The organism is Sorangium sp. So ce836, assembly GCF_028553905.1.
Taxonomy (GTDB): domain Bacteria; phylum Myxococcota_A; class Polyangia; order Polyangiales; family Polyangiaceae; genus Sorangium; species Sorangium cellulosum_D.
On record NZ_CP102233.1, the window covers coordinates 9,245,849 to 9,269,351 of the forward strand.

General features: G+C 72.9%; 22 protein-coding genes. 12 read left to right on the forward strand and 10 right to left on the reverse strand.

All coding sequences use genetic code 11. The annotated features are described in order from the left end of the window. Positions 1-274 precede the first annotated feature (274 nt). Positions 275-1,054 (forward strand): HAMP domain-containing protein, encoded by a 780-nt coding sequence (locus NQZ70_RS33435; RefSeq protein ID WP_129577855.1) that lies wholly within the window; start codon positions 275-277, stop codon positions 1,052-1,054. A 25-nt stretch (positions 1,055-1,079) separates the two neighbouring features. Further along, positions 1,080-1,538, forward strand: coding sequence for a tellurite resistance TerB family protein (locus NQZ70_RS33440; protein WP_129577856.1), 459 nt, complete (start codon positions 1,080-1,082; stop codon positions 1,536-1,538). A 147-nt stretch (positions 1,539-1,685) separates the two neighbouring features. On the opposite strand, the gene NQZ70_RS33445 is transcribed toward NQZ70_RS33440, so the two are convergent. Further along, positions 1,686-3,311, reverse strand: a complete 1,626-nt coding sequence (locus NQZ70_RS33445) for an NFACT RNA binding domain-containing protein (protein WP_129577857.1) — start codon at positions 3,309-3,311, stop codon at positions 1,686-1,688. Positions 3,312-3,338: 27 nt separating this feature from the next. After that, a complete protein-coding gene (locus NQZ70_RS33450; protein ID WP_129577858.1) occupies positions 3,339-3,791 on the reverse strand; it encodes a hypothetical protein in 453 nt (150 codons plus the stop codon). A gap of 116 nt (positions 3,792-3,907) precedes the next feature. On the opposite strand from NQZ70_RS33450, the gene NQZ70_RS33455 reads away from it, so the two are divergent. From NQZ70_RS33455 to NQZ70_RS33465, 3 genes are all read left to right on the forward strand, one after another. Continuing rightward, positions 3,908-4,651, forward strand: a complete 744-nt coding sequence (locus tag NQZ70_RS33455; RefSeq protein WP_129577859.1) for an SUMF1/EgtB/PvdO family nonheme iron enzyme — start codon at positions 3,908-3,910, stop codon at positions 4,649-4,651. Between the two features lie 97 nt (positions 4,652-4,748). Next, positions 4,749-5,096: a hypothetical protein gene (locus NQZ70_RS33460; protein WP_237244269.1), complete on the forward strand. Its 348-nt coding sequence runs from the start codon at positions 4,749-4,751 to the stop codon at positions 5,094-5,096. A gap of 74 nt (positions 5,097-5,170) precedes the next feature. Next, the gene (locus tag NQZ70_RS33465; RefSeq protein WP_129577860.1) at positions 5,171-6,076 is read left to right on the forward strand and encodes a hypothetical protein; all 906 of its coding nucleotides are present in this window, start codon (positions 5,171-5,173) and stop codon (positions 6,074-6,076) included. Between the two features lie 63 nt (positions 6,077-6,139). Here NQZ70_RS33465 and NQZ70_RS33470 read toward each other — a convergent pair whose 3' ends face one another. Next, on the reverse strand, positions 6,140-6,901 hold the full coding sequence (locus NQZ70_RS33470; RefSeq protein ID WP_237244270.1) for a Uma2 family endonuclease: 762 nt from the start codon (positions 6,899-6,901) through the stop codon (positions 6,140-6,142). Positions 6,902-7,238: 337 nt separating this feature from the next. On the opposite strand from NQZ70_RS33470, the gene NQZ70_RS33475 reads away from it, so the two are divergent. Next, positions 7,239-8,279 carry a methyltransferase gene (locus NQZ70_RS33475; RefSeq protein ID WP_129577861.1) on the forward strand — a complete coding sequence of 347 codons (1,041 nt, stop codon included), beginning with the start codon at positions 7,239-7,241 and terminating at the stop codon, positions 8,277-8,279. Positions 8,280-8,352: 73 nt separating this feature from the next. Here NQZ70_RS33475 and NQZ70_RS33480 read toward each other — a convergent pair whose 3' ends face one another. Then, complete coding sequence (locus NQZ70_RS33480) at positions 8,353-8,901, reverse strand: ester cyclase (RefSeq protein ID WP_129577862.1); 549 nt, start codon at positions 8,899-8,901, stop codon at positions 8,353-8,355. Positions 8,902-9,201: 300 nt separating this feature from the next. Here NQZ70_RS33480 and NQZ70_RS33485 point away from each other — a divergent pair, with 300 nt between their 5' ends. Then, complete coding sequence (locus NQZ70_RS33485) at positions 9,202-10,173, forward strand: LysR family transcriptional regulator (RefSeq protein WP_129577863.1); 972 nt, start codon at positions 9,202-9,204, stop codon at positions 10,171-10,173. Between the two features lie 39 nt (positions 10,174-10,212). On the opposite strand, the gene NQZ70_RS33490 is transcribed toward NQZ70_RS33485, so the two are convergent. Then, on the reverse strand, positions 10,213-10,782 hold the full coding sequence (locus NQZ70_RS33490) for a hypothetical protein (protein ID WP_129577864.1): 570 nt from the start codon (positions 10,780-10,782) through the stop codon (positions 10,213-10,215). A gap of 163 nt (positions 10,783-10,945) precedes the next feature. On the opposite strand from NQZ70_RS33490, the gene NQZ70_RS33495 reads away from it, so the two are divergent. Beyond that, positions 10,946-11,917: an aldo/keto reductase gene (locus tag NQZ70_RS33495; RefSeq protein WP_129577865.1), complete on the forward strand. Its 972-nt coding sequence runs from the start codon at positions 10,946-10,948 to the stop codon at positions 11,915-11,917. Positions 11,918-12,104: 187 nt separating this feature from the next. Next, positions 12,105-13,067 (forward strand): MBL fold metallo-hydrolase, encoded by a 963-nt coding sequence (locus tag NQZ70_RS33500; RefSeq protein ID WP_129577866.1) that lies wholly within the window; start codon positions 12,105-12,107, stop codon positions 13,065-13,067. A gap of 325 nt (positions 13,068-13,392) precedes the next feature. On the opposite strand, the gene NQZ70_RS33505 is transcribed toward NQZ70_RS33500, so the two are convergent. From NQZ70_RS33505 to NQZ70_RS33520, 4 genes are all read right to left on the reverse strand, one after another. Next, complete coding sequence (locus NQZ70_RS33505; RefSeq protein WP_129577867.1) at positions 13,393-14,259, reverse strand: carbohydrate ABC transporter permease; 867 nt, start codon at positions 14,257-14,259, stop codon at positions 13,393-13,395. After that, positions 14,256-15,254 carry a carbohydrate ABC transporter permease gene (locus NQZ70_RS33510; protein WP_129577868.1) on the reverse strand — a complete coding sequence of 333 codons (999 nt, stop codon included), beginning with the start codon at positions 15,252-15,254 and terminating at the stop codon, positions 14,256-14,258. Before NQZ70_RS33510 ends, NQZ70_RS33505 begins: the two co-directional genes overlap by 4 nt. Then, positions 15,251-16,552 (reverse strand): ABC transporter substrate-binding protein, encoded by a 1,302-nt coding sequence (locus NQZ70_RS33515; RefSeq protein WP_207217559.1) that lies wholly within the window; start codon positions 16,550-16,552, stop codon positions 15,251-15,253. The genes NQZ70_RS33510 and NQZ70_RS33515 overlap by 4 nt, the downstream gene beginning before the upstream one ends. Before the next feature lie 283 nt (positions 16,553-16,835). Continuing rightward, positions 16,836-17,558, reverse strand: coding sequence for a TetR/AcrR family transcriptional regulator (locus tag NQZ70_RS33520; RefSeq protein WP_165374303.1), 723 nt, complete (start codon positions 17,556-17,558; stop codon positions 16,836-16,838). A 181-nt stretch (positions 17,559-17,739) separates the two neighbouring features. Here NQZ70_RS33520 and NQZ70_RS33525 point away from each other — a divergent pair, with 181 nt between their 5' ends. From NQZ70_RS33525 to NQZ70_RS33535, 3 genes are all read left to right on the forward strand, one after another. Continuing rightward, a complete protein-coding gene (locus NQZ70_RS33525) occupies positions 17,740-18,981 on the forward strand; it encodes an HlyD family secretion protein (RefSeq protein ID WP_129577871.1) in 1,242 nt (413 codons plus the stop codon). A 33-nt stretch (positions 18,982-19,014) separates the two neighbouring features. After that, positions 19,015-20,598 (forward strand): DHA2 family efflux MFS transporter permease subunit, encoded by a 1,584-nt coding sequence (locus NQZ70_RS33530; RefSeq protein WP_129577872.1) that lies wholly within the window; start codon positions 19,015-19,017, stop codon positions 20,596-20,598. Between the two features lie 100 nt (positions 20,599-20,698). After that, the gene (locus tag NQZ70_RS33535) at positions 20,699-21,922 is read left to right on the forward strand and encodes a cytochrome P450 (protein WP_129577873.1); all 1,224 of its coding nucleotides are present in this window, start codon (positions 20,699-20,701) and stop codon (positions 21,920-21,922) included. A gap of 87 nt (positions 21,923-22,009) precedes the next feature. Here NQZ70_RS33535 and NQZ70_RS33540 read toward each other — a convergent pair whose 3' ends face one another. Then, positions 22,010-23,467 carry a VanW family protein gene (locus NQZ70_RS33540; RefSeq protein WP_237244271.1) on the reverse strand — a complete coding sequence of 486 codons (1,458 nt, stop codon included), beginning with the start codon at positions 23,465-23,467 and terminating at the stop codon, positions 22,010-22,012. Positions 23,468-23,503 lie beyond the last annotated feature (36 nt).

Consider the following 23,503-nt stretch of genomic DNA (forward strand, 5'->3'; position numbering starts at 1 on the left):
AAGGAGCTCGGAGCGAGCGCATGTGGCGCATGGGCTCACCGTGGCACCACGGTGGTCACAGGTAGCGAACCGGCTGTTCTTGCGAGACCGGCCGAAACACGTCGCCGGAAGCGCGGTGTAGGTCCCTCGGTGCGGATAGACCTTGCGACCCACGCGAAGGATCGGGTACCAGTGGGACCGCAGTGCGTTTTTCCGGGGGGGTCGCACCGGGGCGGCCCCGCTCATGCCATGTCCTGTGCTGGCGGTCATGCCGTCCGCCCGCTGACGAGACCTCATGACCTCTCCCGCCGAGGATCGCGCCACAGCCCGCCCGGCCTCCCGCCGCAAGCTGCTCCTCAACCCGCGATTCCAGCTCAAGTACACAGGGCTCCTGGTGGCGGTGGTGCTCGCCGTCATGGCGGTGCTCGGACTCGTCATCTGGCAGACCGCGAGCGTCGCCAACGAGCAGGCGCAGTACGCGGCGTCCCAGGCCGAGCTCGCGCTCAAAGAGGCGGCCAACAGCGCCAAGATCCTGAGGATGAGCACCGCCGCCCTGGGGGGCGACGGCGCCGAGCTCGGCAATACCCTCGACGAGGAGCTCGAGAAGACGAACCGCGAGTACGAGCGCAACCTGGCGGAGGTCGGCAGGCGGCGCTCCGAGGTCGAGGCGCTGCGCCAGCGCCTCCTCAACATCCTCGTCGGCGGCGGCGCGTTCCTCCTCGTCGTCCTCGGGGTGCTCGGGATCTTCATCACCCAGCGCATCGTGGGGCCGGTCCACCAGATGAAGCGCCTGTGCCGCCAGGTCGGCACCACGCGGCTCACCATCGGAGAGGGGCTGCGCAAAGGTGATGAGCTCGGAGACCTGTTCGACACGTTCGTGCAGATGACCTACTCGCTCAAGGCGCTCCAGACAGGCCGGCTCGCGACGCTCGACGCGGCCATCGAGCGGGCCGAGGCCGAGAAGGCGTCGGCCGAGGTGCTCGCGGGGCTGCGCGCGCTGCGGGCGCAGCTCTGCCTCGGGCTCAGCGAGTCCGAGACGGTGCGGCGCCGCGCGCCGAAAGGTGGTGAGTCATGAGGCGAATCGCCGGAGCGGAGGCGACATGAAGCCCCCCGCGTTGGTCCACCAGGCGGCCGGCTTGCTCCGCGCTCGCTTCGACCTGAACGAGTACAACCCGACCCCGATCGTCGACCTCGGCGCGCTCGTGGCGAACGCCGACGGCAACGTGGACGCCGAGGAGATCGACGCCCTCCGGCAGCTGATCGAGCCGATGCTCGGCGCCGAGCTGAACGCGGAGCTCGTCCGCTACCTGATCGAGGCGAGCCTCAAGGTGATCGCGGCGGCGGGCGTCGAGCCGCGGGTGCGGCTCCTCGCGGAGATCCTCATGGACTGCGACGCGGTGGAGGAGGGCATCATCGTCGCGCTGGCGGTGGCCCACGCGAGCGAGGGGATCTCGGACGCGGAGCGCGCGGTGATCACGTCGCTCGCCCGCGCGGCGGAGCTGCCGGCGCGCCGGCTGGATCAGCTGAACGAGCAGGTCCGGGCGGCGTTCACGGCCTGAGGGCGGCCCGCCGCAGGCGGAGCGAGGGCGTCGCAGCCTGGCCCGAGGGGCGTCTCGGCGCGGCCGCGAGGGGCGTCGCAGCCGGCGCGCGAGGCGCCTCGCGACCGGCGCGCGAGGCGCCTCGCGACCGGCGCGAGCGCGCCGTCGTCAGCCCTCTTCCTTGGTCGCGAGCAGGCGCGACAGGCGCGCCCCCTCGATGCGCACGGCGATGACCTTCTCCCGATCGAAGACCACCGCGCCCGGGGCCGCGCCGCGCGGCTTGCGCACGTAGCGGCGCGGGACGTAGCTCACCTCGCACACGGCCTCGCCGCGCGCGTCGCTGAAGTGCGCCGCCAGGGTCGCGGCGTCCACGAGCACGTCGGCGGGGCAGCTCGCCCCCTTCGGGAGCGGCACGACGACGTGCGAGCCCGCGACGCCCTTCGCGTGCAGCCAGAGGTCGTGCGGCCGCGCGTGCTTCGTGGTCAGCGCGTCGTTGTCCTCGGCGCCCCGGCCGACGAGGATCGCCGCGCCGGACGCGCTCCGGTAGGCATGGAACGGCCGGCGCGGGGCGGCCCGCCCGGCCCGCGGGCCGCGGGCTCCGGCCGGCGCCGGCGAGCCGGCGCCGGCGAAGGAGGCGCCCGCCCCGGCGATGTCCGCGCGCGCTACGCCGAGGGAGCGCGCGCGCTGCGCGAGCGGCTCGAGCGCCTCCGGCAGCGCCTCCGCCGCCGCGACGTCGGCCTCGAGGGCGGCGATCGCCTCGAGGGCGCGCTCGGTCTCGGCGAGGCGCGCGCGCATCACCGCCTCGCCGCGCTGGTAGCGCCGCGCCTTGGCGAAGAACGCCTCGGCCTGCGCCTTCGCGGGGCGCGCCGGGTCGAGCGCGACCTCGATCTTGCCGCCGGTCTCCCAGTCGTCGAGGAGCGCCTTCGCGGCCCCGCGCGGCACCCGCGCGCCCTGCGCGAGCAGGAGCTGCCCCGTCTTCTGGAGGCGCGCGACGCTCCCCAGCCGCCCGAGATCGCCGCGCACCGCGTCGGCCCTGCGCTCGAGCGCCGCGCGCCGCGCCTTGACGGCGCGCGCGAGGGCGGCCTTCTCCTGGCCGGCGGCGGCGTCGTCGCTCGCCTCGACCAGCGCCGCGCCGGCGGCCAGCGGATCCTCCGGGTAGGCGATCTCGGCCGGCGGGGCGCTCCCCTGGGGGGGCCAGCGGAGGATGAGGTTGCCGGCGCCGTCGAGCAGCCGCACCTCGCCGCGGCGCCCCGGGGCGAGCTCTAGCCGCGCCGCCGGGGCGGGCGCCGGGCTCAACCCGGGCGCCGGGCTCAACCCGGGTGCGGGCGCCGGGCTCAACCCGGGTGCGGGCGCCGGGCTCAACCCGGGTGCGGGCGCCGGGCTCAACCCGGGTTGGGGTGACCCTGGGCTCGACCCGGGTTCGGTCGACGACCCCAACCCGGGTGCGGTCGACGCGCTTTCCGCCAGCAGCGCATCACCGGCGACGATGGCGACGCCGTCGCCCCGCACCTCGATGGCCAGCACGCGGCGGCCGACCAGGTGAGCCCGCAGGGCCGAGAGGAGCGGATGCGACGCGCCGGCGCGGAGCCGCGGCAGCCGCGGCAGGACCCCCACCCCCGCGACGCGCGGCCCGATGCCGGCGCCGAGCACACGCCGCGCTCCGGCGTACACCGCCAGCGCGACGAGCCCCGTCGCGGGGTTCGCGTGCGCCGCGTCGATCCTCGCCCCCACCCAGCTCGCGACCGCCTCGGCGAGCGCCCCGCCCGGCGCTGCGCTTCCTTGCTGATCCCCCATGGCGAACGCCGTTCGTACCAGCGCCCCTCAGCCGTCGCGGGACGCACACGCGTCGTACCGAGCCAGGAGCGGCTGGCACTTGGGCGGGGTGACGTTGCAATCGAACACCTCGCCCATCGCGCAATCGAAGAACGGCACGAGCCGATCGTTGCACGCGGGCGCGGTGGACAGCTGCCCGTCACAGAGGTCGCCGCAGCTGCCCGGTACCGCGCCGCACGCCGACAGGAACAGCTCGCAGTAGTCGAGACACCTCGACCGCGCGTCGCCGCCGCCCCCCCCGGTGGAGGTCACCGCCACGTTGCTCGTCCCGCTCGCGCTGCTGCTGCTCACGCCGACGCCGTTCGCGCTGTCGCTGGCCGCGCCGGCGCCGCCCGACCCCTCGCCGGGCATCCCGTCGACGACGACGTTGCCACCGCAGGCGCTCCCCCAGGCCAGGACCGCGAGCGCGGCGAACCGCATCCTAAGCAGCGTCAATCCCATGGCGCGAGACTAGCCCGGCGCGGGCGCGGGCGCGAGCGCGGCGCGAGGTCCGGTGAGGCGAGCCGCCGCGCGGCCTCTCGTGCGGCGCGCGCGGCTTTGCGATAGAGAGCCGCCGCGTGCTCCTCGACCTCCTGCTCGCCCCGCTGCTCGCCCAGGCCGACGCGCTGCCCCGGCCCGGGGCTCCGGCGTCGTGCCCGCCCGACATGGTGCTCGTGGAGGGCACCCACCACGAGAACGTGCAGCGGATCTGCACGAGCTACCGCGGCGGCCACTGCTTCAGCTTCTTCCCCGGGCTGTTCGCCGCCGAGCCGCGCTTCACGCCGGTGCGCACGTGCATGGATCGCCACGAGTGGCCGAACCGGGCGGGCGCGCTGCCGGTCGTGATGCTCCGCTTCGTCGAGGCCGAGCGGGAGTGCGCCGCCGTCGGCAAGCGGCTCTGCACCGAGTTCGAGTGGGAGCTCGCGTGCGAGGGGCCGTCCGCGCTCCCCTTCCCTTACGGTTACGCGCAGGACCCGGCCGCCTGCAACGTGAGCAAGCCGTACCGGGGCATCAGCGAGCGGCGGCTCGCGTCGGACGACCCGGCGGTGCGGGCCGCCGAGACGCAGCGGCTCTGGCAGGGCGAGCCGTCGGGCTCGTATCCGGCGTGCGTGAGCCCGTACGGCGTCGTCGATCTGGTCGGCAACGTGGAAGAGTGGGTATCGACGTCGCGTCCCGAGTGGCCGCACCGCTCGTCGCTGAAGGGCGGCTACTGGTCCAAGCCGTGGGCGGGGTGCCGCGGGACCAACGACTCGCATGGTCCGATGTTCCGGTTCTACGAGATCGGGTTTCGCTGCTGCAAGGATCCGGGGGCGGGGACGTAACGCGACCGCGGCGGCGCTGCGAGAGATCGTCGCGGAGATCCACGCGGGGGCTAAGGACGCCGAGGAGCGGGCCGAGCTGTATACAGCGCTCCTGGTGATGGCGACCATCGATCCCTGGGGGCATAATCTGCTGAAGGAGCTCATCGTCATGGTAGAGGACAAGGAAGAGGGGCTGCTCCGGCGCACGCCGATCATCGGGGAGATGATCATCGAGGCCGAGCAACGGGGAGAGCAACGAGGAGAGGAGCGCGGGCAGAAGGCGATCGCAGAGCTCCTCGGCCGCCTCTTCGCGCGGCGCATCGGGCGACGTCTGACGGCCGAAGAAGAGCGATCGATCGTCGAGCGCGCCCGCGTGAACGGTCCAGACGAGGTCGAAGTCGCCTTGCTCGAGCTCGAGCGCGAGGCGCTGGTTCGATGGCTCGCGGAGCCGATGCGCAACGCCTGAGCTCCCGACGCGCCCTCGTCCCCACCGCCTGCGGCGCGATGGCGCGCGCTCCGGTTCGTGGACATGCTGCCGCGATGGTGCCGCCGTCCGATCCCGTGGCCCCGTTTCTGCCCACGGTCGCGCGCGCCCGCGACGAGGGCCTCGCGCTGCCGCCCGGCGCGCCGGCCGAGGAGCGCCGCGTGGCCGCGCTGGTCGTCCTCGCGTCGATCGTGCGCCGCGAGGGCTGGACGGAGGTCGTCGACCTCAGCCCGGAGGCCGCGGCGCAGCTCGAGCCGGGCGACCCGCCGCGTCCGCTGTCCTTCGAGCCCCGCGCGTACCGGCGCCTCGTCGAGGATCTCGGCTTCGGGCCCTGCACCGGGTGCGCCGGCGCCTCGGGGCGCGCCCGCTGCCCCCTTTGCAGCGGCCAGGCCCGGCCGTACGCCTGCTCGTGCAGCGCGGGATACGTCCGCTGCCCGTCCTGCATGGGCGCCGGCCGCGTCCGACGGGTGCGCATCCGCTATCTGCAGGACCGCCCGCTCGAGATGCGCGAGCTCTACGCGCCGCCCGAGATGACCTTCGTGCCGTGGCTGTTCTCGTTCGAGGGCGCCTTGGAGCGCCGCCTGGGCGCCGCCGCCCCTCCCGAGCCTCTGCGCTGCCACGACCTCCGCCCCCGCGCGAGCAGCACCGCCTACCGCGGCGGCAGCGATCGGACGGTCGAGCCGGATTTCCACGGCCACCGCTTCGCCGGCACGATCGAGCGCGCCGTGTCCGGCCTCACCGCGCTCGCCGCCGGGGGCCGCCTCGTGGCCCAGGCGGTGCGCGCTTACGCATGGCCGCTGCTGTGGTTGCGTTATGGTCCGGACGAGCCCACGCGCGACGTGGTCGTCTATCCCGATCTCACCGGCGCGCTCCAGATCTTCGCCGGCGTCGAGGGCGTGGCGACCCCAAACCACGTCCACGAGAGGACACGAGGCGCCCGCGTCCCGGGAGCGACGCGATAGCTCGCTCGTGAATCGAGCGTACCGCCCGCGCCACGCGCCACGCCCTCGCGGGGCGCGCGGTCGTCAACGCGGGGTCTGCTTGCCCGTGGCCTGCGCGAGCTCCGCCCGCAGCGCGTCCAGCTCGGCCTGGAGCTTCCTGTTCGCCTCCCGCGCCTCGGCTTCGGCCTCTCTCGCCTTCGCCGCGGCCTCGTCCGGCGTCGGCAGCAGCTCACGGCCCTCCCTGTCGCGCGCCAGCCGGAGCATCGGGCCGACCGACGGGTCCTCCACCACGGTCCACCAGAGGCCCAGCGTCTCGCACGCGCAGAGATCCGGGTCTTCCGGCGATCGCTCCACGAGATCGCCGTCGAGCGCGTCCCAGACGCGGATCGGCCGCGCCCGGTCGTCGGGATCGAAGCGCACGACCTCGCGGATGCCCGCGGCGCGGTAGCGCTCGAGCTTCTCCTCCCACGCGGGCTCGCCCTCGTCCGACTCGCTCACGATCTCGACCCCGAGGTCGGGCGCCCCGTGCAGCCACGTCTTCCAGGTGCGGAAGGTCCGATGAGGCGCGCCCAGACGCACGAAGGCGTCGGGGGCGAGGCGCTTCCTCGGCGTCGTCGGGTCCCAGTAGACGAACTGGTCGGAGCCGAGCGTCGCTGCGTGCGCGAGCTCGCGCTTGAGGATCAGGTACAGCGCGGTGCGGAGCTCCAGGAGGCGGTTCGTTTCGAGCACCTCTTCGGCCTCCGGGAAGAGCACCGGCTCGGGCGGGCGGCGATAGACGTGGGCTCCCACCCGCCGGTGAGGCGCAGCGGGCGGACGGGCGGTCGTCTCGGGCTCGACAGCGGACATGGCCTTTCGCCGAGCGTAGCACGACCGCCGTCCTGCGGAGACGATCGCCCCCGCTCGCAGCCCAGCCCACGCGCCGCGCCGAAACCAGAGCCCCTTACGTCTCGCGCAGGCGTCTGATCTCGCTCAAGCGCCTGAACCGCACGCCGAGCGGCGTCGCGCATCGCGCCCGCCAGCAGGCGTGGGCTCGCGGCGGCCGGCAAGGGCGCGGGAGGACCCACGAGGCAGCGAGCGACACCTGGCCAGCCCCGACCGAGCTCAGCTATGTTGGAGACGGATCGCTCGCCGGCCGCGCCGGCATCCCCCCTTTTCAGCAGAGCGGAGGAATGCATTGACGTCCATGGATCTCGAAAAGCCTACCTGTGACGACTCCCTGATGCGGCAGCTCGGGTATTCGGTCTACCAGCTGCCCATCATCAGCGTTGCCGACGAGCTCGGGGTGTTCTCGCTCCTCGAACAGGAGCCCGCGGGCATCGCGGAGGTGGCCGGGAAGCTCCACCTCAGCCTCCGCGCGACCGAGGCCCTCCTGGCCTCCCTGGCAGGCATGGGGCTCCTGGTGCGGTCTCATGGCAAGTTCCATCTCACCGAGACGTCTCGCAACTTCTTGATCCCGACCAAGCCGTTCTACTGGGGCCACATGGTGCGGCTCATCTGCCAGGTTCCCATCACGCACGGCACCTTGCTGGAGACGCTGCGGCGGGACGGGGCCATCGCGTGGGGCGAGGGCCAGGGCAAGGTCATCACCGAGGAGTGGGCGCAGGTGGACCTGTCGGACGAGCGTGCATTCGCCTTCACCCAGGCGATGCACAGCCACTCGTTCGCGACCGCGGTCGGGCTCGCGCAGCGGGCCGAGCTCTCGGGCGTGGGGCGCCTGCTCGACGTCGCCGGCGGCTCCGGCTGCTTCAGCATCGCCCTGGCGCAGCAGAACCCCGAGGTGCGGTTCACGGTCGCCGAGCTGCCGCCCGTGTGCAAGACGACGAGGAGGTACGTCGCGGAGCACGGCCTCGAGGATCGCATCGACGTGCTGGAGCTCGACATGTTCCGCGACGCGTGGCCTTCGGGTCACGACGTGATCTTCTTCGCCAACATCCTCCATGACTGGGACAGCGCGCGCCAGCGGCGCTTGATCCAGCGCAGCTTCGATGCGTTGCCGCCGGGCGGCCGCGTCCTCATCTACGAGCTCCTGCTCTCGGACGGGCAGGACGGCCCGCTCACGGCGGCGCTGTCCTCCATGAACATGGTGTACATGACCCCCGGCAAGCAGCTCACGGCCGGCGAGCTCGACGAGCTCGTCCGCGGGTGCGGGTTCACGGACGTGTCCGTCGTCCCGGTGTACGCGGGATACTCGCTCCTCAGCGCCACGAAGCCGCTCGATCGGTGACGTCCTCCACCGCGGGTGCCCAGCGCCGCGACGGCGCGAGCGAGCCGCGGCGCCGTCTCGTCGCCGCCGGCCGTCACTGCGCCACGACGCCGAGCTGCTGAAGCAGCGTCAGGTTGTCCTCGATATGCCAGTTGTCCGTGATACGGCCGTTCTGCACGCGCAGGATGTCGGTGGCGATGAAGTCCACGGCCTGCCCGGCGCCCTCCCTGCCGCCGAACGTGCCGGTGAAGCGGCCTCGGAAGCGCAGGTGCGCCACCACGCGATCGCCGACGACGATGAGCTGCTCCACCTCGCAGCTCAGGTCCGGTACGGCGGCGCGGAAGCTCTTCGACGCGAACGCCGGGCCCATCGGGCCCTGCGGGCGCCCCTTGGGCAAGGTGCGGTCCGCGAAGGTCGGCGCGATCGCCGCGTCGAGGTAGCGCTCGTCGCCGGTGTTCCAGAACGCGTAAAACCGGCGCGCCGCGAGCATCTCCGCCTCGGCCTGCTCCCTCGGCAAGCTCCCGTCGACGACGAGCGACCGCGGCGATGGCAGGTCCTCCGCGCCGGCGCCCTGCACGTAGCAGGCGCTCGCGGCGGCGAAGAGCGAGAGGGAGAGGGCGCTGATCAACAGGGTCTTTTTCATGGGACGTGTCTCCTCGGAACAAGCGATCTCGGACAGCCGATCGGGTCGGTCGGCGCGCGCGCGCGCCGACCATCAGCGCCGGCCGCTCGGAAAGACGCCGCGCCCGGGCACGGCGGGCCCGGGGCCCGAGACCCCGAGCCCGCCTTCGCACCGGCGCGGCGACACGAGCCACCTTGATCCTTTCCAGCGCGTATGAAAACGGCCGCGATCGCCGAACCATCTTTTCGGAAATGTTGAAGATCGCCCCCGGAGCGGCTACCCTGCCCCCGCTTTGCTGCCCGTGACTCGCCGGGGGTGCGCATGGTCGAGCTGGAGGACATGCAGCTGTTCGTGTGCGCCGTCGCGCGGGGCAGCCTCTCGGCGGCGGGGCGCGAGCTCGGGTTCTCGCCGGCGGTGGCCAGCAAGCGCATGACGCGGCTGGAGGCGGCGCTCGGCGTGCGCCTCCTCCAGCGCAGCTCGCGGCGCCTCACGCTCACCGCCGAGGGCGCGGCCTACCACGAGCGCTGCGTCGCCATCCTCGCCGACGTGCGCGAGGCCGAGCTCGCGGTGACCGCCGGCCAGGCCGAGGCGCGCGGCCTCCTGCACGTGTCGGCGCCGGTGGATCTCGGCCGCCAGTGGGTCGGGCCCGCCGCGGCCGACTTCGCGGCGGCGCACCCGGAGCTCCGCGTGCGCGTCAGCCTGTCGGACCGCGTCGTGGACCTGCTCGACGCCGGCGTGGACGTCGCCGTGCGCATCGGCGCGCTCGGCGACTCGCGCCTCGTCTCGCGCCGGCTGGCCCGGAGCCGCCGCGTGGTCTGCGGCGCGCCGGCCTACCTCGCGCGGCGCGGGTGGCCCCGCACGCTCGCGGACCTCGACGCGCACGCGTGCATCGTGCTGCAGCGCCCCGGCATGCGCGCGCTCTCGTGGACCTTCCGCGCCGGAGAGGGGCTCCACACCGTCCGCCCCGCCGGCCGCCTCGTGGCCGACAGCGGCGATCTGGTGCGCGACTGGGCCGTCGCCGGCCACGGCCTCGCCTTCAAGTCGATCTGGGACGTCGCCGCCGACATCGACGCCGGGCGCCTCGTCCCGCTGCTCACCGACCTGCCCTCGCCGGCCTCCGCCGTGAACGTCCTCTATCCGAGCCGCCGCTTCCAGCCCGCCAGGGCGCGGCTGTTCGTCGACTTCCTGGCGGAGCGCTTCGCCGCCCACGAGGCCGCGGTGCTGGCCGCTGCGACGCCGCGCGCCGCGCCGCCGCCCGCGCCTCGCCGCGCGCGCCGCGCGCGTCCTGCCTGAGCAGCGCCGCCGCGAAGGCGGCGAGAGGACACACGCGCCTCAGGCGCCGCCCTGCCCGCCCGCGCCGAGCGCCGCCAGGAAATGCTCCCGCTCCGCGGCCGTCGGGCGCCGGCCCGAGAGGTAGCGCCGCTGGTGCGCGCGGGCCGCGCCGATCGCCGCCTGATTCAGGATCTTGATCGGCACCCTGGGCGCGTACAGGCTCGTCACCTCGAGCAGCGTCGTCGCGCCGGAGCCCGGCGAGAAGCGGTGAATCGCGAGCCCCCGTCTCCACAGCATGCTCTCCTCGATCGTATCGACGCGGATGGCGAACGCCTCCGGCGCGACGCGCTGGGCCGAATACCGCGACGTCTGCGTGAACGGCCCGATCCCCGGGAGGTTCAGGCTCATCCGGAGCACGAAGCTCGGCTCGCGGTACGATCCCGACTGCATCGCGCACTCCGTGCCGGGGAAGAGCTCCCGCGCCTGGCCGTGCTGATCCCAGAAGACGGCGGCGGCGTCGAACGGGTCGATGTGCCCGAGCTCGATGGTGAACCGGACGCCGGAGAGCCCCTGCGCCTCGTCGCGGAGGTCCTCTGCGTGCTCGAGCTCCGTGTCCTCCTGCTGCCACATGATCGTCTCCTCGCCCGACGAAACGAGCCTATGGGAAGCGCGGCAGCGCATCAAGGAAGCGGCGGGCCGGCTCACGGACGCGCGACTCCGGCGAAACCCTACGGCGCGTTCAGCATGCCGGCATGGACCGCGCGCGGGGCGCGTTGCTACCCTCCCCGGCACCATGAACTACCGCAATCTCGGACGCACCGGCCTGAAGGTCAGCCCCCTCTGCCTCGGCACGATGAACTTCGGCCCGGAGACCAGCGAGCCCGACAGCTTCGCCATCATGGACCGGGCCCTTCAGCACGGGATCAACTTCTTCGACACGGCCAACGTGTACGGCCGCAAGCGCGGAGAGGGGATCACCGAGCAGATCGTCGGGCGCTGGCTCGCGCAGGGCGGCGGGCGGCGAGAGCGCATCGTCCTCGCCACGAAGGTCTACGGCGCCATGGGCGAAGGGCCGAACGACAGGAGGCTCTCGGCCTATCACATCCGCCGCGCCTGCGAGGAGAGCCTGCGCCGCCTGCAGACGGACCATATCGACCTCTACCAGATGCACCACATCGACCGCGAGACGCCCTGGGACGAGATCTGGCAGGCGATGGAGCAGCTCGTCCGCGAGGGCAAGGTCCTCTATGTCGGCAGCAGCAACTTCGCCGGCTGGCACATCGCGCAGGCCAACGGGCTCGCCGCGCAGCGGCACTTCCTCGGCCTCGTCTCGGAGCAATGCGTGTACAACCTGAACGCGCGCACCGTCGAGCTGGAGGTCCTGCCCGCGTGCCGCGCGTTCGGCCTCGGCGTCCTGCCCTGGAGCCCGCTCGCCGGGGGGCTGCTCGGCGGCGCCCTCCAGAAGGCGCGCGAGGGCCGGCGCGCGTCGGCCGACGCGCAGGCGCGCATCGAGAAGAACCGCGCCAAGCTGGAGGCCTACGAGGCGCTCTGCGCGGAGCTCGGCGAGAAGCCCGCCGACGTGGCCCTGGCATGGCTGCTCAAGAACCCGGTCGTGACCTCGCCCATCATCGGGCCGCGCACCGCCGAGCAGCTCGACGGCAGCCTGCGCGCCCTCGAGATCCAGCTGACCCCGGAGCCCCTGAAGCGCCTCGACGAGGTGTTCCCCGGCCCCGGCGGCGAGGCGCCGGAGGCCTTCGCCTGGTAGCGCGGCGCCGGGCGGCGCTCGCCGGCGCCGCCCGGCCCACTCGGCTCCACCTTCGCGCCGCGCCGGCGGGATGCGCTGGAGTCGCGCCGCGGGACGGGTCGATTTCGATTCCCTGGCGTCGAGCGGGTGGCCTACGCTCCGGAGCCCGGAGGCGCGTCCAGCGACGCGCGCGCGAGAGGGGATGGACATGGTCCGATGGCGGTATGAGCAAGGGTTGCAGGAGGTCGGCAATGGCTGCTTCGCGTATCTGCAGCCGGCCGGCACCTGGGGGCTCAGCAACGCGGGGCTCGTCACCTCGGACGGCGAGGCGCTGCTCGTCGACACGCTCTTCGACCTGAAGCGCACGCGCGAGATGCTCGACGCCATGCGCGCGGCCGCCCCCGCGGCGGCGCGGATCGGCACGGTCGTGAACACCCACGCGAACGGCGACCATTGCTACGGCAATGCGCTCGTCGAGGGCGCGACGATCATCGCCACGCGCGCCGGCGCCGCCGAGATGGATGAGGTCCCCGCGCCGATGCTCGCCATGCTGATGCGGCAGGCGCGCAGCGGCGCCGCCGGCGCGCTGGGCGATTACCTCGTCCATTGCTTCGGCGCCTTCGATTTCGACGGGATCGCGCCCACGGCGCCGACCCGGGTCTTCGAGGGGGAGCTGACCGTCACGGTCGGGGCGAAGGAGGTCCGCCTCCTCGAGGTGGGCCCCTCGCACACGAAGGGAGATCTGCTCGTGCACGTGCCCGCGGACCGCGCGATCTACACGGGAGACATCCTCTTCGTCGACGTAACGCCGATCATGTGGGCGGGGCCCGTCGGCAACTGGATCAAGGCGTGCGACACCATCCTCGCGCTGGACGCCGACGTCATCGTGCCGGGGCACGGCCCGATCACGGATCGCGCCGGCGTGCGCGCGGTGCGCGATTACCTCGTGTACATCCGCGACGAGGCGCGGCGCCGCTACGACGCCGGCATGCCGCCGGCCGACGCCGCCCGCGACATCGCGCTCGCCGATTACGCGAGCTGGAGCGACGCGGAGCGCATCGCGGTGAACGTGCACACGCTCTACCGGGAGTTCAGCGGAGGGCAGCTCAATCTGCCAGGCGTGGTCGAGCTCTTCGGGCTCATGGCCGAGCTCGCGCGGAGGGCGCGCTGAGGCGGGTGTGAGAAGAGATTTCAACGCAAAGGCGCTTGGCGCCTTGGCGTTGAAATCTGCACACCACGATGGGCTCCGCCGACAAGACAGGACGCCGGATCCCGCTCATGAGATCCAAGCAAAGATAAGCCAAGCGCACACCAGCCGTCGTCCGCGGCAGCAGGCACATCTCGGCGCCTCGGCCGCGCGCGAGAGGGGCACCGCAGCCGCCGTGGACAGAGAGCTTCCTCCGAAAGCGACTCCGGATCAAGCGACGATGAGGCGCGCACGGACAGCCAATGTCCTTGCCGTCGCGCCGCCGTGACGCCCCGCGTCGCGCCGCCGGTCACCCCTTCAACCCGGTGCGGGCGACCCCCTCGATCACGTATCGCTGCGCGGCGATGAACATCGCGAGGATCGGGGCGCTCGCGACCACCGCGCCCGCCGTGACCAGCGCGTAATCGGTGGTGTGGGCCCCCTGCAGCAGCGCGAGTCCGGGCGACAGCGTGAGCTTCTCGGGGTTGAACAGCACGTAGATCGGCCAGAGGAAATCGTTCCAGTTGCTCAGCAGGCTGAGCACGGCCAGCGTGGCCAGGGCCGGCTTGGACAGAGGCAGCACGATCTTCCAGAAGACCTGGAGCCGGGTGGCGCCGTCGAGCGCCGCCGCCTCCTCGAGCTCCCTCGGGAGGCCGAGGAAGAACTGGCGCAGGAAGAAGACGCCGAACGCCGAGGCGGCCGGCGGCACGACCAGCGCAGGGAGGCTGTCGAGCCAGCCGAGGCCCCGGACGAGCAGGTAATTCGCGGGCAGGAACATGATCGGCGGGATGAACAGCGTGGCGAGGACCACGGCGAGCACGAGCCGCTTGCCGCGGAACTCCATGCGCGCGAGCGCGTACGCCGCCGGGGCCGCCGTGGCCAGCACGAGCAGCGCGTGCGCCACGGCGGCGAGGAGGCTGTTCAGGAGCCAGCGGAACACCGGCGCCCCGGCGCTCGATCCCGCGAGCGCCTCGTAGCTCTCGAGCGTCGCCCGCGCGGGCAAGAGCGTGGGCGGCACCGCCGTCGCCTCGGAAGGTGGCTTGAGCGACGTGAGCGCCATCCAGATCACCGGGGCGAGGTACGCCACGGCGAGCAGGAGCAGCGCCGCATACGACAAGGCCCTCCCGATCTGCCGGCGGCGGACAGGGCAGCCGCCCTCGAGCAGCCGGAGCTTCATGGAGCGTCCTCGTCGCTGCCCCGGCCGAAGAACAGGAGGAACATGACGAGGCTCACGACCGCGAGGAAGAACGCCTGGACGTAGCTCATGGCCGCCGCGGCGCCGAGGCGGAAGCTCCGGAAACCCTCGTCGGCGATGTACATGATGGTGGTGCGCGTCTCGCTGCCCGGCCCGCCCCCGGTGACCAGGTAGGCCTGCCCGAACATGTTGGCCGACGCGAGGACGGTCATCGTCACGACGAACACGAACACCGGCCTGAGCCCAGGTATCGTGACGTGCCAGAACTGCTGCCATCGGGTCGCGCCGTCGATGCGGGCGGCGTCGTAGAGCTCCCGGTGGATGTTCTGCAGCCCCGCCAGGTAAATCACGGCGTTATAGCCGAGGGTCCACCACACCGTCATCCCCACCAGCGAGACCCACACCCACGGCACCGCCGTGGTCCAGCCCGTGCCTGAAGGCAAACCCACCTTCGCCAGCAGGTGGTTGATCGCGCCGACCTGCGGATCGAGGAGCAGCCGCCAGATCATCGCCACGACCGCCACGCCGAGCACGTACGGCGCGAAGAACATGGCCCGGAAGAACGATCGGCCGGGAAAGCGCTGGTTGAGCGCGAGGGCGAGCAGCAGCGGGAGCGTCACGAGGACAGGCACGCTGAGCGCCGTGAACAGCGCGGTCGCCCGCAGCGCGCGCCAGAAATTGCCGCGGATGGGCGAGCCGGACCGGAACAGATCCGCGTAGTTGTCGAGGCCGACCCACGGCTGCGACGGCAGGAACGGGTCCCAGTCGTGGAGGCTGATCCACACGCCGAGGGCGATCGGCGTCGCGACGAAGAGGCCGAACAGCGCGAGGTACGGCGCGAGGAACAGGTAGGGCGCCCACCGCCGCGGCCGCGTGAAGCCGCGCTCCCGGAGCCGGCCGACGCCGGGGGCGCTCTGCGCGCCGCCGTCCGCCTCGGCCTGGCCGGGCTCCACGAGGGGTACGTCGACCGCCGTCACGGCGCCCTCCCGAACTTCCTCAGGTTGCCTGCGAGCAGCGCGTCGGCCTCGCGGGCGGCGCGGCTCAGGGCCTCGCGCGGCGCGGCCCTCAGCAGCACGGCCTCGTTCACCGCGAGATCGAGGGTGGACGCGCGCACCGCGTCGGCCCCGGCGATGGCCGGCGGGAAGCGGACCGCCGGGAGCTGCTCGGCGACGATTGCCTGCTCCGTCATCCGCCGGAACGCGGCGCTCTCCCGGGCCGCCCGCCGGGCCGGCACCATGCCGGCCGCGGCCCACTCGAGGGAGTGCTCGCTCAGCCAGGCGAGGAACACCACCGCCGCCTGCAGGCGGCGATGGCCAGCGCCGGCCCCGGGCTGGCGCGGGAGCACGAGGTGGTGCGCGTTGCCCCAGACCGCCCGCTGCGCGCCGATCACGGGGACCGGGAGCACGCCCCAGCGGAGCCCGGGGACCGCCTTGAAATAATTGATCATCCAGACGCCGTTCCAGAGGAAGGCGTTCCGGTCGTTGATGAAGGCGATGGTGTCGGCGTCCTGGCCGACGTCGCGCGGGCTGTAGCCGCGCCGGATCAGCTCGACCATGAAGCTCAGCGCCTCGACGCCGGCCTCGGCGTGGAACATCGCCCGCGCGCCGTCCTCCGAGAACAGCTGGCCACCCGCCTGCCACAGGAGCGACTGGAACATCAGCCCGCCGGTGAACAGGACCGGCGACACCCACGATCCCTGGATCCCCCGCCGCTTGAGATGCTCGAGCGCGGCCAGGTAGTCGCGCCGCGAGCGAGGCAGCGCGGCGTCGTCGAGGCCGGCGCCGGCCAGCACCGCGCGGTTGACGTAGAGGCCGAGCGGGTGGACGTCGAGGGGAATGCCGTAGCGGCGCCCTCGGAAGACGCCCGCGCTCCAGAGCGTCTCGGAGAAGTCGCCGGCGCCGAGGCCGAGCGCCTCGGTCACCTCGTCGAGCGGAAGGATAGTGCGGTGGACCGCCGCCGTGGCCAGCTGATCGGCGTGCATGACGGCCACGTCGGGGCCATGGCCGCTGTCGACCGCGGCCGGGATCTTCTGATAAAAATCGCCCCACCGGGTCACGCTCATCCGCACCGCGATGTTGTCGTGCTCGCGGTTGAACCGCGCGATGAGCCGCTCCATCGGCGGCCGATCGCCCCCGGTGAAGCCCGTCCAGAACGCGAGATCCACGGCCGGGCCCGCGTAACCCCGGCTGCCGCCGGCGGCGATGGCGGCCTGGGCGCGCAGATCGACGGGCTCGCCGCGACAGCCGAGCAGCAAGAGGCCTGCAGTCGCCCCCATGCCGGCGAGGAGCTCGCGGCGGCGCGGCGGCCGACCGGCATCTCCCCGCTCCCTCGGTGCTCGCCCCCTCTGCATCCGCCCTCCGCGCACGATCGCACCGCGGAGGGCTCGCATTTGGCTCGTTGCCCGCGACCGAGCTGAGCCACGGCTCACCTCCGGTCCTCCGGCTGCAACGGCGATCTACACCGGTGTCATGCACCGTCCAGCGGATTATTCCCGGAGAGCAGGGGCGCTCACCCGTCGATCCCAGATTGCGTGGATCTCCCCTTTTCGATGGGAGGTTTCATCCAGGCTCGTCGCCGATGACATGAATGTCGTCTGACGGCGCGGCGGGGGCGCGGCGGAGCGCGCCGCCGGCCTTCGCGCCGAGCACCACGACGTCGATGATCGACTCCAGGACGCCGTCGTCGACCGGCGCGCGCAGGCGGAAGAGGCGGTTCGTCACGGTGCCGCGGATCATCTCCACCATCAGGTCGAGATCGGTGCCCGGCGGCAGCTCGCCGCGCGCGACGCCGCGCTCGAGCACGTCTCGCCACGGGGCGAGGCGCTCCTCGCGGAGCGCGCGGGCGAGCGCCTCGACCTCCGGCACGTGCATCTCGGCCAGGAGCATGCGGTAGATGCCCTGCCCCTCGGACGTCGACGCGGCGGCGACGAAGCGCCGCACCAGCTCGAGCAGGTCGAGCCGCAGCGCGCCGGTGTCCGGCGGCGCCTGGCGGTCGTCCGAGAACGAGCGCAACGTCGCCTTCACGAGCTCGGCCTTCGTCGGCCAGCGGCGGTAGACCGTCGTCTTGTTCACGCCCGCCCGCGCCGCCACGTCCTCCACCCGCAGCGCCGCGTAGCCCGCGCGCGCGATCTCGGCCGCGGCCGCCTGCATCACCGCCCGCACCACGCGCTCGCTGCGGCCCCCGCGCCGCGCGCCCTGCGTGCCGGTCCGGCGGCGCCCCGCCGCGGCACCGGACTGGGCCGGAGAAGGCTCTTTCAGAGGGGACGACGTAACGCTCCGCATATCCCGAGGGGGCTCCATTCAACCACGACGGCGCGACCCGTGGAGCATGGCTCGTCCGTGCTATGGCAACAAGTAGTTGTCTTTGTCAGCCCTCGTGTTATCTATATCGCAACCACAGGTTGCCTTAGGTACGCGGCGCCCGTTGCGCCCGCCGTCGAGGCGACGAGGAGCAGGCGGCGACATGTCCACGACCACGAGCGCTCTCCCTGGAGAGGCGGCGGCTTCCCCCGAGGCGGCCTCCGGGGCGGTCAAGACCGGCAAGCCGAGCAAGGCGGTCGGCGTCACGGCGGCGGCGATCGCGCTCGCCGTCGCGGCGGGCGCGGGGTGGTACGTCGCGCACCGCGGGCTCGAGACCACGGACGACGCGCAGATCGACGCCGAGGTGGTGTCCGTCCCGGCGCGCGCGCCGGGCGTGGTGGTGAAGGTCCTGTTCGCGGAGAACCAGGCGGTGAAGGCGGGCGACGTGCTCGCCGAGCTCGACGCCGAGCCCGCGCGCGCGCGGCTCGCGCAGGCCGAGGCGAGCCTGTCGGCGGCCAGGGCGAGCGCCGACGCGGCCGACGCCGACGAGCGCATCGCCGAGACCAACGCGCGCAGCAACAAGTCGGTGGCCGAGGCGTCGCTGCACGGCGCGGCCAGCAGCGCGAGCGCGTCGAAGCAGCAGATCGCCGAGGGCGAGGCGCACGTCGCCTCGGCGACGGCGACCCTGGAGCAGGCCACGCTCGAGCGGGATCGCGCGAAGCGGCTCGTGGAGACCGGGGCGCTCGCCCAGGCCCAGTTCGACCAGCTGCAGGCGGCCGTCGACGTCGCCGGCGCGTCGCTGGAGCAGGCGAAGGCGCACCTCGCGGCGCTCAAGGCCACGACCACGCAGGCGTTCAGCCGGGTCGAGGAGGCGAGCGCGAGGGTCCAGCAGGCGAGCAACGTCGACGCCCTCATCGCGCTGGCGCGCGCCCGCGCCCGCATGGCGCACGCGCAGGTCGAGACCGCCCAGGCCGCGCGGGACCTGGCCGCCCTCGAGCTCTCGTACACGCGCATCGTCGCGCCGCAGGACGGGATCGTGTCGAAGAAGACCCTCTCCGTCGGGCAGCTGGTCTCCCCCGGCCAGGCCGTGGGGATGCTCGTCCCCGCGCGGCAGGTCTGGGTGACCGGCAACTTCAAGGAGACGCAGCTCGCGCACATGCGCGTCGGGCAGCCCGCGCGCGTGTCCGTCGACGCCTACCCCGGCGTGACCGTCCACGGCGAGGTCGAGAGCTTCTCCGCGGCCACCGGCGCGCGCTTCAGCCTGCTGCCGCCGGACAACGCGACCGGCAACTTCACCAAGGTCGTCCAGCGCGTGCCGGTGCGCATCCGCCTCCACGACGCGCCGCCCGACCTCGCGCTGCGCCCCGGGATGAGCGTCGAGCTGACGGTCGACGCGAACAAGTGAGTATCGCGCAGATCGCGCAGGAGAGGAGGAACCATGGCAGAGGCGGCAATCGCGGCCGCGCCGGCGCACGCCGTCGCGCCCGTCAACGCGAACCGGTGGCTCGTGGCCGCGGCCGTGGCCCTCGGCGCGCTGCTCGAGATCGTCGACACGAGCATCGTCAACGTGGCGCTCACCGAGATGCAGAGCTCGCTCGGCGCCACGCTCACGCAGGTGAGCTGGGTCGTCTCGAGCTACGCCATCGCGAACGTCATCATCCTGCCGCTCACCGCGTGGCTCGGGCACCGCTTCGGAAAGAAGCGTTACTTCGTCTTCTCGCTCATCGCCTTCACCGCGGCGTCGGTGCTCTGCGGGGTCGCGAGCAGCCTGCCGATGCTCATCGTCGCCCGCGTGCTCCAGGGGCTCGGCGGCGGCGGCCTGCTCGCGAAGGCGCAGTCGATCCTGTTCGAGACGTTCCCGAAGGAAGAGCAGGCGATGGCGCAGGGCTTCTTCTCGTCCATCGTCATCGCCGGCCCGACGATCGGGCCGACGCTCGGCGGCTACATCGTCACGAACATCAACTGGCGGTGGATCTTCTTCATCAACGTCCCGCTCGGCATCGCGGCCGTGCTGATGTGCCTGGCCTTCCTGCCGCCGGACGCCGCGGGCGAGCGCGAGCGCGGCGGCGTCGACTGGATCGCGATCGCCCTGCTGGCGGCCGGCGTCGGCTCGCTGCAGACGGTGCTCGAGGAGGGCCACGCCGAGGAATGGTTCGACTCGCCGTTCATCGTCGCGTTCTCCGCGGTCGCCGTCGTGAGCCTCGCCCTGTTCGTCCACCGCGAGCTCTCGTCGGAGCGCCCGATCGTGGACCTGCGCGTGCTCCGGCACCGCTCGCTCTGGGCGGGGAGCCTCCTCTCCGCCGTCATCGGCATGGGCCTCTACGGCGCGCTCTTCGCCGTGCCCATCTTCGCCCAGACGATCCTCGGCTACACGTCGCAGCAGACGGGCATGCTGCTCTTGCCGGGCGCGCTGGCCTCCGCCCTGTCGATGCCGCTCGTGGCGCGGCTCGTGAACCGGTTCGACCCGCGCGCGCTCCTCGTGGCGGGGGGGCTCATCCTGCTCGTCGCGCTCTTCCAGCTCCACCAGCTGACGCCCGTGACGGGCGCGGGCGACCTGTTCTGGCCGCTGATCATCCGGTCGTTCGGCACGACCCTGATGTTCCTGCCGCTCAGCATGGCCACCCTCGGGCCGCTCCCCAAGCGCGACATCGCCGCCGCGACCGGCATCTACAGCCTGACGCGGCAGCTCGGGGGCAGCGTCGGGGTCGCCGTGCTCACCACCGTGCTCGCCGACCGGCAGGCGTTCCACCGCGCGATCCTGGTGAGCCACATGGGGGCGAGCGACCCGACGACCGTGGAGCGCGTCGCCGCGTACACATCGGCGTTCGCCGCGAAGGGGTTCGATCTGACCGACGCGCGCAACAAGGCGCTCCACGTCCTCGACGGAATCGTGAACCTGCAGGCCGCCGTGATGTCGTTCAACGACACGTTCTGGGTGACAGCGGTGCTCGTCATCGCCACGCTCCCGCTGGTGTTCCTGCTCGGGAAGGGCCGTGGCGGCCCCGTGTCCGCGGGGCACTGAGCCGAGCGCGCCGGAGGCTCACCGCCCGTCGCCTGCCGTACCGCGGATTCACAAGGAGGCGCGCCGCGCCGCGCCCGAGCACAAAGCAACGGAGGGAACCATGCGTCACGCGTTGAATCTACTCGCGCCCGAGGTCATCGAGAACCCACACCCCTACTACGCCGAGCTGCGCGAGAGGGCGCCCGTCTGCCAGGTCGAGCCGAACGGCTTCTGGGCCGTGAGCCGCTATGACGATGTGGTCTACGTCCTGAAGCACCCCGAGCTCTTCTCGTCCCGCACCTCCGAGGTGAGGCGGATCCTCCTCGACGAGCGGCTCCTGCGCGAGCCCCTGCTCGTCGGCGAGACGAGCCTCCTCAGGAGCGATCCGCCGGACCACACCCAGATGCGCAAGCTCATCAGCGGCGCGTTCACGCCGCGGGCGATCGCGCAGATCGAGGCGCGGGTCCGCGACATCGCGACCGAGCACCTCGATCGGATCCTCGCGCAGGACACCTTCGACATGATGGAGGACCTGGCCGTTCCGCTGCCGGTCACGGTCATCGCCGAGATGCTCGGGGTCGATCCGTCGCTCCGCGCCGATTTCAAGCGCTGGTCCGACGACACCATCAACCTGCCCGCGGGCTCCCAGCCGCTCAGCGAGGAGGAGGTCGAGCGCATCCTCCGGAGCCGCCGCGAGATGCGCGCCTACTTCCACGAGATGATCGCCGACCGCAAGCGGCGACCGCGCGAGGACCTCATCAGCGACATCGTCCGGGGCGAGGTGGAGTACGGCGTGCTGACGGAGGACGACGTGCTCGGCATGGTGGTCCTCCTGCTCGTCGCGGGCAACGAGACCACGACCAACCTCATCGGCAACGGCACCCTCACGCTCCTCGAGCACCCGGACGCGCTGCGCCGCCTGCGCGAGGAGCCGGCGCTGATCCCGGGCTTCATCGAGGAGGTCCTCCGCTACGAGGGGCCGGTCCGGCTGCTCACCCGGCGGGCGACGCAGGACGTGACCCTCTCCGGGGTCGCGATCCCGGAGGGCGCGACCGTCATGCCGCTCGTCGCCGCCGCGAACCGGGATCCGGCGCAGTTCCCCGACCCCGACCGGTTCGACATCACCCGGGAGCAGCGCGGCCACGTGGCATTCGGCTTCGGCATCCATTTCTGCGTCGGCGCGCCGCTCTCCCGCGTCGAGGGCAGGATCGCCTTCGAGGAGCTCCTCCGGCGGCTGCCCCCCTTCTCGCGCGAGCCGGGGCCGCCGTCGTGGAACCGATCGTTCGGCCTGCGCGGGCTCCGGAGCCTGCCCCTGCGCTTCGACCGCACCGCGGCGGCCGCGTGACGCGTCGCCGGCCGCGCCGGACGCCGCGCGCGCCCGCCGCGTCCAGGCGGTGAGCCGCCCGGGCGCGACCGGCCTCGACGCCCCCGCTCACATCGAGAAGCCGTCGCCCTGCGGCTCCGCAGGGGGCGTCTCGCCCGCGGGGGTCTCGCCCGCGGGGGTCTCGCCCTCCTGGAGCTCCTCGACCGCCTTCGCGTGCTCGGGGAGCTGCGGCAGCGCGGAAGGGTCGTAGCCGGGCGCGACCCAGAACACCTCGGGCGCGGGCTTGTACTCGCTCGTATAGCTGCGGTCGGAGGCCCGGCCGTCCTTGTAACGGACGGTGACATACGATCTCACGTCGTACCCGCACGAGCCCTTCTGGTGGCGCTTCACGTCGCCCCCGGAGAGCTCGGACTTCACGTAGATGCGGCGGATGAAGTCGTCGGTGTGCTCGGCCGAGATGCGGTGATCGACCTCCGCCACCGGGTCGCCGCCGAGGATCTCGACGCGGAGCACCGTGGGCGTCGGCAGGTAGGCGTGGATCATGATCGGGAACGGGAGCGTGTTCCTGATCTTCAGGTCCGACTCCGGGTACGTCACCATGGCGTCGAGCCCCATCGGGATGTAGGCGCTCGGGCGGGAGTGGCTCTGGCGGTCCGGCGTGTCGAGCGCGCCGAAGAGCGACGCGGCGAAGAGCGTGCTGGAGACCTGGCAGGTCCCCCCGCCGTAGCCGGGGACGGTCTCGTCGCCGAGGATCTCCGGGGCGATGGTGAACCCGTTCTTGCGGGTCCGCGGGCCGACGTGGGCGTTGAACGAGAAGGTCTCGCCGGGCGCCAGGATGGTGCCGTCGATCTTGGACGCCGCGGTCTTGATGTTGACGGCGCGCCCGGCCTCCTTGCCGTGCCGCTTGAACTTCGTCTCGTACGCCGCGACGACCCGGCTGACGTCGACGCTCACCAGGTCATCGACGGTGATCTTGGCGGCGGTGTACCGGACGGCGAGCTCGATGAGCTCCTCGTCCTCGTGGTCCCCGGCGCGCAGCGCGGCGAGGGAGGCGTCGACGTCGAGCTCCCGGCCGGCCTGCTCCGGGATCTTGCGCCGGTTGGCGAGGTCGAGCCGCGCGTCCACCGGGATCCGGAAGACCTGCGGGGCGAGCCGCTCGAGGAAGGCGCGCGCCCTCGCCTCGTCGACCGCCCAGACGAGCGGCACGTCGATCTCGCCGCGCCGCGCCCGCCGCGCCTCCCGGAGCCGCCGCGCCCACGGCCCCTCGTGGCCGACGCGCCGCGCCTCCGCGAGCGTCTCGCCGACGTCGACCTCGACGCCCGCCTCGCCGAGCGTCGCCGTCTGGTCGACGTCGTCGTGGCGGAGCCGGACGAGGCGGCCGCGGAGCGCGTCCCGCCTCGCCTCGAGCCAGACCTCCGGCGCGGCGCCGTCCGGCACGAAGCGCTCGCCGATCGAGAGGCCGCGGACCACCGGGGACGCCGGCAGCGCGTCGCGCACCGCCAGGGCGGCGCCCACGCCCGCCGAGCTGCCGAGCGCCAAGACCAGAGCGAGGGCCCTCGTATCCACGGCAGCTCGCCATGCTACCCGGATCGCGGACGAACT

What these genes read in the sequence shown, in the direction of transcription:
- NQZ70_RS33480 (WP_129577862.1), bottom strand. Translation starts at nt 8,901, where the DNA reads ATGAAAAAGACCCTGTTGATCAGCGCCCTCTCCCTCTCGCTCTTCGCC.
- NQZ70_RS33460 (WP_237244269.1), top strand. Translation starts at nt 4,749, where the DNA reads ATGGCGACCATCGATCCCTGGGGGCATAATCTGCTGAAGGAGCTCATC.
- NQZ70_RS33440 (WP_129577856.1), top strand. Translation starts at nt 1,080, where the DNA reads ATGAAGCCCCCCGCGTTGGTCCACCAGGCGGCCGGCTTGCTCCGCGCT.
- NQZ70_RS33530 (WP_129577872.1), top strand. Translation starts at nt 19,015, where the DNA reads ATGGCAGAGGCGGCAATCGCGGCCGCGCCGGCGCACGCCGTCGCGCCC.
- NQZ70_RS33525 (WP_129577871.1), top strand. Translation starts at nt 17,740, where the DNA reads ATGTCCACGACCACGAGCGCTCTCCCTGGAGAGGCGGCGGCTTCCCCC.
- NQZ70_RS33505 (WP_129577867.1), bottom strand. Translation starts at nt 14,259, where the DNA reads ATGAAGCTCCGGCTGCTCGAGGGCGGCTGCCCTGTCCGCCGCCGGCAG.
- NQZ70_RS33490 (WP_129577864.1), bottom strand. Translation starts at nt 10,782, where the DNA reads ATGTGGCAGCAGGAGGACACGGAGCTCGAGCACGCAGAGGACCTCCGC.
- NQZ70_RS33450 (WP_129577858.1), bottom strand. Translation starts at nt 3,791, where the DNA reads ATGGGATTGACGCTGCTTAGGATGCGGTTCGCCGCGCTCGCGGTCCTG.
- NQZ70_RS33500 (WP_129577866.1), top strand. Translation starts at nt 12,105, where the DNA reads ATGGTCCGATGGCGGTATGAGCAAGGGTTGCAGGAGGTCGGCAATGGC.
- NQZ70_RS33515 (WP_207217559.1), bottom strand. Translation starts at nt 16,552, where the DNA reads ATGGGGGCGACTGCAGGCCTCTTGCTGCTCGGCTGTCGCGGCGAGCCC.
- NQZ70_RS33495 (WP_129577865.1), top strand. Translation starts at nt 10,946, where the DNA reads ATGAACTACCGCAATCTCGGACGCACCGGCCTGAAGGTCAGCCCCCTC.
- NQZ70_RS33470 (WP_237244270.1), bottom strand. Translation starts at nt 6,901, where the DNA reads ATGTCCGCTGTCGAGCCCGAGACGACCGCCCGTCCGCCCGCTGCGCCT.
- NQZ70_RS33485 (WP_129577863.1), top strand. Translation starts at nt 9,202, where the DNA reads ATGGTCGAGCTGGAGGACATGCAGCTGTTCGTGTGCGCCGTCGCGCGG.
- NQZ70_RS33535 (WP_129577873.1), top strand. Translation starts at nt 20,699, where the DNA reads ATGCGTCACGCGTTGAATCTACTCGCGCCCGAGGTCATCGAGAACCCA.
- NQZ70_RS33465 (WP_129577860.1), top strand. Translation starts at nt 5,171, where the DNA reads ATGGTGCCGCCGTCCGATCCCGTGGCCCCGTTTCTGCCCACGGTCGCG.
- NQZ70_RS33435 (WP_129577855.1), top strand. Translation starts at nt 275, where the DNA reads ATGACCTCTCCCGCCGAGGATCGCGCCACAGCCCGCCCGGCCTCCCGC.
- NQZ70_RS33445 (WP_129577857.1), bottom strand. Translation starts at nt 3,311, where the DNA reads ATGGGGGATCAGCAAGGAAGCGCAGCGCCGGGCGGGGCGCTCGCCGAG.
- NQZ70_RS33520 (WP_165374303.1), bottom strand. Translation starts at nt 17,558, where the DNA reads ATGCGGAGCGTTACGTCGTCCCCTCTGAAAGAGCCTTCTCCGGCCCAG.
- NQZ70_RS33475 (WP_129577861.1), top strand. Translation starts at nt 7,239, where the DNA reads ATGGATCTCGAAAAGCCTACCTGTGACGACTCCCTGATGCGGCAGCTC.